2 protein-coding genes are annotated in these 8,398 nt (G+C 62.7%); one reads left to right on the forward strand and one right to left on the reverse strand.

Translation table 11 applies throughout. From position 1 onward, the window contains the following. Nucleotides 1-30: 30 nt before the first annotated feature. Nucleotides 31-6,447, reverse strand: coding sequence for a bacterial Ig-like domain-containing protein (locus BW14_RS06490; protein ID WP_140489675.1), 6,417 nt, complete (start codon nucleotides 6,445-6,447; stop codon nucleotides 31-33). Between the two features lie 542 nt (nucleotides 6,448-6,989). On the opposite strand from BW14_RS06490, the gene BW14_RS06495 reads away from it, so the two are divergent. Further along, nucleotides 6,990-8,261, forward strand: a complete 1,272-nt coding sequence (locus BW14_RS06495; protein WP_181162319.1) for a LacI family DNA-binding transcriptional regulator — start codon at nucleotides 6,990-6,992, stop codon at nucleotides 8,259-8,261. Nucleotides 8,262-8,398 lie beyond the last annotated feature (137 nt).

Consider the following 8,398-nt stretch of genomic DNA (forward strand, 5'->3'; position numbering starts at 1 on the left):
GATAATCGACTGCCGAGTGCTGACTACCGGCTACCGGCGACTGCGGCGCACGGCGGCCAGCGCGATGCCCGCCACTGCCAGCAGCAGCATCGCGACAGCCACGCCGGCGACAGCGGAACCGGTATTCACCAGATTGCCGTCACCCTTGCCGTCCGACTTGTTGTTGTTCTTGTCGGACTGGTTCTGGTTGCCTTGGTTCTGGCTGCCATTGCCACCCTGGTTGCCCTGGTTGCCGTTGCCGCCATTGTCGGAACCGGCATCCTTCGCCTTGACCTTCACGGTGAAGGTGGCGGGCTTGAGATCCTTGCCCGCGTCCTTGCCGGTGTAGGTCACGGTCACCGTCACAGCGTCCGCAGCCTTGGAGGAATCGAAGCCGGTGAGCAGGTACTCGTCGGAGCCCAGCACACGGGTCTCACCATCGGACAGCTTGGCGGTCACTTCGAGGCCGGAGGCGTCGAACTTGTCGCCGACCGTGTACTCGGTCTTCGCGGGCTGCTTGGTCACGGCGATCTCATCGACCGTCGTCTCGGCAGGAGGCGTGACCGGCTTGTCCTTGACCGTCAGCTCGAAAGCGGCGGTCTTGGTGGCATCGTCCTTCAGCGCAACGGTCACGGTGACCTTGCCCGCAGCCGCGAACGGCTTGGACAGATCGACCACAACACCGGAGGCGTCCACGGCGGACAGGGTGTAGTCGCCTGCGGCAACCTCATCCGAGGTGTTGTCGGACATCAGCTTCTTGACCGTCAGACCCTTGTCCGAGAACGTCTCACCGACCGTGTACTCGACGTCGTCCGGACCGCTCACCTCAATGCCGGTCACAGTCGGCTGCGAGGGCTCGGGCTCGCCCTTGGCAGTCACCGCAGTGCCGTCGAAGATGGCGGTGTAGTCGCCCTTGGCATTGTTCGAGGTGGCGAAGATGCCCACGTCGAGCTTGTCGGCCGCATCCTCACCGAGAGTGGCAGTGCCGAGGCTCTTCCACTCGGCGGAGCCGGCGAGCTTGTAGAAGCCTTCCAGCTCGGTGGCGGAGTTACGCACCAGCTTGAACGACACCGGAGTGTCGATGGAGCTGGCGGCTTCGGCCACCTTGTCGAGTTCCTTGTCGATGAATCCGTTGTTGTTCGAATCCGTCTGGAAGAACGCACCCTTGGTGCTGGCGATCAGCAGCGCGTAGCCGTGGGCCTTGCCCTGGCCGGCCGCGCTCAGATCGTTGCGCACGATGATGCCCGCACGCGGGTCCTCGTTGCTGCCGGGCTGGGAGGAGGTGATGGTCGTCTCGATCGAGTCGCCCACACCGAGCTTGGCCGGCTGGTAGATGGTGGACAGGTTGTCCTTGTTCGTCCATGCACCGTTGTTCGAGGCGTCGGTGATGCGGAAGGAACCGGTGGCCTCACCCTGCAGGAAGGTACCGGCGTTGCCCCAGCTGGTGGTCTTCCATGGTTCGCCCACCTGCTGCGCGCCCTCGGCCGATGCGGTGAAGCGCACGGTGTAGGTGCGGGTCTGGGCCGGGTCATCCTTGGAGGCGACGGTCACGATCGCGCGGGCGGTGTTGACGTCCACGGTCACGGTCGTGTGCTCGGGGTCGGCGGCCACGGCCTTGACCGTAGGCACCTTGCCCCATGCACCGGTATCCACCGTGTAAGTGGTGGTTCCGCCGTTGAATCCGGCCACCGCAGCACCGTTGACCTCAATCGAAGCGAGGTTGAGCGGGTTGTCTGCGGACTGATCCCAGTAGCTCACATCCCAGCCGTCACCATACGTGGCGGGATCCTGGGTGGCGGGGTTCTGCATGGTCAGCGCACCGGTGGTGGCGTTGATGGAGATCGGCAGCCAGACATACGTGGAGTTGGACTTGCCGGAGTCCCAACGGTCACCGATGTAGATGAACTTGCCAGGCTGGATCTGGAACACGGACGCGGTCTGCGAGCCGAAGGTGGAACCACGGGTGTCGCCCACGGAAAGAAGGCCATCGGCACCCTCCGGCAGGCTGCCGAACGCGGTGTTCTCGTACTGGTCATCGGCCTGGACGCCGCGAATCCATGCGCCGAACACCGAGTCAGACGTGTAGTACGTCTGCTTGTTCGGGGCCCAGCCGGTGGCACCGGAGGCGATGATGTAGTACTTGCCGTTGTTCTTGAACATGGCCGGTGCCTCGAGCATGCCGCGATCCTTGACGATCACGAAGTCCTGCCCGGCGACCGGAGCGCCCTCGCCGCCGTCAGCCAGCGTGTATGGATACTCGCCGGATTCGGAGTACTGCAGGTCCGCATCGGCCACCTTCGACGTGTCCTTCGTGGTCTTCACCACGTTGGTGTAGTCGTCGTTCAGCTTGGCGATGTACAGCGTACGGTTCTCCTCCGAGGAGTAGATGAGGTACGCGGTGCCGTCGTCATCCTGGAACACGGTCATGTCGCGAGAGCCACCAGGTACTGCGTTCTTGTGGCCGGTCTTGTAATCCTCGCGGTTGGGCAGACGGTATGCGCCGGTCAGCTTGAACGGACCGGTGGGGGAGTCGGATACGGCCACCGCGGCGAGCGAACGCTCGTAGTTGGCGGTCGAGCCCGCAGTCTTGGTGCCGTCCGCGTGCCACCACATCACGTACTTCTTGGTCTTGGCGTTGTACAGCACCTTCGGACGCTCGAAGATCGCGTTCGCGGTGTCCTTGACGCCATCGCCGTCCACGTCGGTGTTGGTGTTGAGGTAGAAGGCGAGCTTCTTGGCCTTGGCCTCGTTTACCTTGCCGTCCGCATCCTTCAGGCCGTACAGGTCGGTGAAGTAGCTGTCGTCGGTGAGCTCGCCATCGTAGTAGATGGAGCGCATCGCAACGCCCTTGTCTACCCAGTTCATGGCATCAGTGGAGCGGTAGACGTGCACGCCGTGGGAGTTGTAGTAGCCGGAGGAACGGTCCTCGCCGTACCAGTAGTAGACGGTCTGGCCGTTCTCCTGGACGGTGATGACCTGGCCGCCGTGGGCCTGAATGTGGCTGCCGGTGGTGGCGTCATCGGAGTCCTTGGCGTACCAGAGCGGCTGGAAGTAGTTCTTGTCCTTGGTGCCCGGGTCGGCGATGGCCTCGAACTTGGTGTAGTTCGGAACCTGATCCGTGGTGGGCACGTCGGTGGCCGGCGGGTTCGGCTTGGTGGTGCCGGAGTCGAGCGGCAGGGTGACGTCGAGCGTCGGGGCCTGATCGGCCTTGGCGCCATAACGGCCTTCGGCGGCCCCCTTCGTGTTCACGAAGTACAGCTCGTCGTTGGCGAATTTGCCACCCACGGCCAGCGTGAGCGTGGTCTTGCCGGCTGCCAGCGCATCCTGCACGGCCTTGGTCACGTCAACAGTGACCGTGGTGCCGAGCACGGAACCGGGCACGTCGTTGCGGACTTCGTTGTTGCTGTTGTCGAACGCGGCGGAGGCGGTGGTCGCATCGTCGGCAGCGTCGAAGTTCGGGCGGGTGTTCCAGGTCATTCCGGACAGCGTGCCGTCGAACGCGGTGCCGTCAAGACGCTTGTCGGCGTTGACCGGGGTCACCGTGATCTGCTCGTCCGCACGGTTCGCGGTGTCATAGCGGCGGCCGATCAGCGTGAGCTTCAGCTGCGCCAGCGACGGCGTCTTGCCGTTGAACTGGCTCAGATCGAACTGCACGAAACCGAGCTTCACATCAGTGCCGTCGCCGGTGCTGGTGCTCTTGTTCTGCTCGCCCAACAGGCCCTTGCCGTCGGCGTTGCGCACGGCGAAGTAGCCGTCGGTCTGCTTCTTGACCGGGTTGGTGCTGTAGTCGTTGTTCTTGTTTGACTTCCAGGACGCCACGTAGGCGTCGCCAGAAGCGGCCACGGACTTGACTTCGGACTTGGAGGAGATCACCTTGACGGTGACGGTCTTGGTGGTGGCGTCGTAGTCGCCCGCCTGGGCGCCGGCGTCGGCCGCGGTGAAGGTCACCGGGTATTCGCCGATCTGCTCTTCGGTGGGGGTCCACTCGAACTTGCCGGTCGCGGCATCGAACGTCGCGCCCTTGAGCCCGCTCAGGTCGGAGACCGTAAGCTTCACATTGTCGCCGTTCTCCACATCGGGGTCGGAGACCGTGACATCGAAGCTAAGCTTCTCATCGCTCTTGGCAGTCACGGTGTCGGACTCGGGAGCGGTGAACGTCGGTACGGTGTTCTGCTTGACGCTCTGGGTCTTGCCGTCCGCGTCGGTGTAGGTGTAGGCCAAGTTGGCCACGGAGTCGTTCTTGGTGAACTTGGCCATGTTCGTGTACTGCACCTGTTTGCCGCCCACGTACAGGTTGTTGACGGTGGCATCGGTGATATTGTTCAGCGCGAAGCCGGCGTTGGCGTTGGAGAACCACGTGTTGTCGATGGTCACCTTGGCGATGGGCAAGCGCTCGACGTTGTAGTCGGCGTTGCTGCCGTCCGGGTTCGGGCGATAGCCGTTCTGCTGCTGATCGGCTGACTTGACGGTCGCCTTGCTGGAGCCGTCGGCACCGTTGATGTCAAAGTTCGTACCAACGCGCGAGGTGTCGAACGAAGAGTCCTTGATGACGATGTTCTCGTAGCGCGGGTAGATGTCGGTGTGGTTCTGGATGGTGATGGCGCGACCGCCGCCTTTGAAGCCCAGCGAGTTGAAGTTGTTGAACGTGTAGTTCTTCAGCTGGTAGCCGTGGGCCTCATGGCCGAGACGGATGCCGTTGCCGCCGGAGAACGACCAGCCCAGCGTGTTGTTGAGCGTGATGTCGTGGCTGTCGGCGGTATCCCATGCGTCGTTGTCGATGCCGTGGGATTCCACGAACGCGTCGTAGCCGCCCACCGCGTTGTCATAGCCCTGGATGTTGGGGCTGTCGGTGTTGAACTTGAACATCTTGTTGTACAGGTCCGGCTTGTCCGGCTGGAACCAGCGGCCCGGGTTGTAGTGGCCGGAGGCGAAGGTGTCGTCGTTGCCGAAGGTCAGGGCGCCGTTGACGGTGAGGTTCTGGCCGGACGCGAAGTCCATGCCGTCACCCCAGCTCATCTCGTACGGGGTCAGGCCCTTGATGTTGTTGAACGTCACGTTCTTGGCGGTGTGCGTCTCCCAGTTCCACTGCTTGGCGCCGCGCATGTAGGTGTCGTTGAGCACGATGTCGCTGGACTGCACCACCATCACGCCGGCCTGATGCTGGCTGTTGTAGGCGTCGTTCTTGTCGCCGGAGGTGTTGCCGTTCTTGTCGGAGTAGTTCTTCGCGCCCTGGCCGTCGTAGATGCCGCGGCCGGAAAGCTCGATGTTCTTGGAGTTCCAGATGCCGATGGCCGGCTCCTGCGCCTCGCGGTAGGGCTGCACGTGGTTCTTGAGCAGCGCGCCCTCATCGGCATAGATCTTGAGCGTGCCGCCCTTGACCTTACTGCCGTCGACGCCGTTGATGTCAAGGCCGCCGTACGTGTACGTGCCGTTCGGGAAGTACAGGGTGTTGAGCGAAGCGCCCTTGTTTTCGATGAAATCAAACGCAGCCTGCAGCGCGTAGGTGGCGTCGTCGTCGCTCATGGCGCGCTGGTCGGGGTAGCCGACCTGCGTGACGGTCTCGGATCCGCTGACGACGGTGTCCTTCTTGGCGGCGTCGGTGACGACGTTGCCGTCCTTGTCCTTGCCATAGATGATGCGGCCTTCGGAGGTGACGCCGGTGGCGGTCTGGCCGCCGATTTCGGTGCCCTTGCCGTCGTTCCACAGCGAGGTGTGGTGGGAGGCGATGGCCTCCTGCTTCTTCACCGTGGTCTTGCCGTCAGGCAGCGTGGTGCCGGCCTTGGATTCGAGATACTGCTTGGCGAAGGTCTTGAAGTTGAGCACGCCGGTGGCCTCGTTGTAGCCCCAGGCCTGCTCGTCGGCGCTGGCGCCCGCCTCGGCGCTCGGTGCGGCGCTCTTGTCTTCGATGGTGTCGTTGATCAGCGCGAGGTACGGCTGGCCCTTGGCGTTGACCGTGTCGCCGCTGTTGATCATTACCATGGCGGAGAACAGGCTGGACTCCATCTTGAAGGTCAGGGTCGTCTTGTCGGCGCTGACTTCGTACTTGCCCACGTAGTAGCGCTCAGGGTAGATGTTGACCTTGTCGATCTTCTCGCCGTTGATCATTGTGACCTTGACCACTGGCGTGCGCGAGCTGGACGCGAAGCGCGCGATGTCGAAGTTGTGGCCCTTAGCCGTGTACTGCACGGCCTCCACCGGGGTGTCGTTGATGGTGACTTGGTACTTGTCCGAGGCCACGTCCGGCGTGTCGGTCTTGTTGCCGAGCACGTCGGTGCCGGCACCGGTGGCAGCATAGGTCTGGACTGTGCCGTCATCAGTGAACGTCGGCTCCGCTGCTGCGGCCGTCTGTACCCCCAACGGCACGATGGTCAGCAGCATGGCCGCGCTGGCAATGGCCGCCATGGCCTTGCGCAGCGTCGGCTGAGAAGCCGATGTCCTCTGGGATGCAGAGGGTGTTATTCGCTTCATTGCACTCCTTGGTTTCTTTCCTTCGGGATTCCTCCTGATGAACCCCATGCAAGGATCACGAACGCCGTGACTGTTTACACGCTCCTTAGCATACACTATTTTGTAAGCGCTTAGAATATTGGGAGTACAATGACTGTAAGCACTTACGAAAACTCTGGGTAGAAACTGGGAACTGTGAGCGAAACGCCGGTATCGCAGTCACTTATCATGGAAGTGACCGATGCCGGCGTACAGCGGTGCCGGACCAGCCGACCCTGCGCCGCGGCGCTGGCTTGGTACCGATATCACGACGGCACATGCGTCTGTACCGGTGCCTGCAGTGCCGGTTTCTGACGCAGATACCACGCCTGCGTCACGATGTCGGAGTCATTGACGACGGCACAACAGCCAGCGCAACGGCATCCGACACCGGTACCATCGGCGTCACAATAGTGACGTCATCGGCACCCGTGTTCATCAATGTCTCACGACACCAGCGTCACACACCCGAGGAAACAGCAACGGCACAGGCAACAGCGTCCACCCACCGACAAGAGGCACACATGACCAAGCAACAAACAGACCAGCATCAGGCGGACGCCACCGAGGCTCCTGTGCCGCTGACGCCGGAGACAATCGAGCCTACAGCCGAGTCGGCGACTCCTGCCGTCGCCCACATCGAATCATCACACCGCACGAGCGCGGTGGACAGCGCGACAGCCGCAGCAGCATCGGCAGCCAAGCCATCAACACCAGCGCTATCGTCAACGGCACCATCAACACCGGCGGCACCATCAACGCAGCCCCCGCAAAAAGCCACGATCTACGACGTCGCCGACCGCGCCGGCGTCTCCTATGCCACGGTCTCCCGCTACCTCAACGGCCACCCCAACGTGTCCGCGAAAACCGCCGCACGCATCGACAAAGCGGTCAAGGAAACCGCCTACATCCCCAGCACCAGCGCACGCTCCCTCGCCCAGCAACGCACGCATATCATCGCGCTGATCATCCATGGCGCATCATCGGATGTGCTCACCGATCCCAATATCGCGCAGATCATGGCCAGCGCGAACGAACGCGTGACGCGCGAGGGCTGGCAGTTGGTGACGATGATCTCGGACGAAAACATCGCGGCGAACAATATCAAACAACTGGTGGCCGGCGGCTTCGCAGACGGATATTTGCTCTACACACTATCGAAGAACGATCCGCTGCTCTCGCTGCTGGCCGAGCGGTCGCTGCCCGCAGTGGTGTGCGGCACCGGTTTCAACGAATCGATAGCTTGCCCCTCGGTGGATGTGGACAACCTCACCGCCATGAGCGGACTCGTGCGGTATGTGCTCGCGCCGAAGGGGACGCTGGCGCGACGACGACCCGCCTACATCTGCGGCCCCTTGAACATGCCCGGCGCACCGGAACGATTGGCGGCGTTCGTCAATGTGACCAGCGAGATGCTGCCGACCAGTATCGATCATCCAATTTGCTATTCGGCGGATTGGAAGACGACCAGCGGTGCCGATGCGATTCGCGAATGGCATGAATCAGGCGTTTTGGATGATGTGGATGCGGTAATCTGCGCCAATGACACGTTGGCGCTCGGAGCGATCCAGGAATTGCAGCGGTTGGGCAAGGACGTGCCCGGCGATGTGGCCGTTTCCGGGTTCGACAACAGCTCAGCCGCCACCTCCATCACGCCGCAGATCACCACGGTCGACCAGCACATGGATCAGCGCGGGCTCATGATGGCCGACGTGGTCATCAAGACGATCGGCGGCGAGCGGTCGCCCCGTGTGGTGCACATGCCGACGGATTTGGTCATCCGCGAATCCGCGTGAGGGTTCTGGTCGTCCGCGAACCCGCGCGATGGTTCTGGTCGTCCGCGAACCCGCGCGATGGTTCTGGTCGTCCGCGAACCCGCGCGATGGTTCTGGTCGTCCGCGAACCCGCGCGATGGTTCTGGTCGTCCGCGAAC

The sequence above is a fragment of the Bifidobacterium sp. UTBIF-68 genome (assembly GCF_006408855.1).
Taxonomy (GTDB): domain Bacteria; phylum Actinomycetota; class Actinomycetes; order Actinomycetales; family Bifidobacteriaceae; genus Bifidobacterium; species Bifidobacterium reuteri.

Excerpts from the sequence above, each read along its gene's own strand:
- BW14_RS06495 (WP_181162319.1), top strand. The coding sequence starts at position 6,990 with ATGACCAAGCAACAAACAGACCAGCATCAGGCGGACGCCACCGAGGCT.
- BW14_RS06490 (WP_140489675.1), bottom strand. The coding sequence starts at position 6,447 with ATGAAGCGAATAACACCCTCTGCATCCCAGAGGACATCGGCTTCTCAG.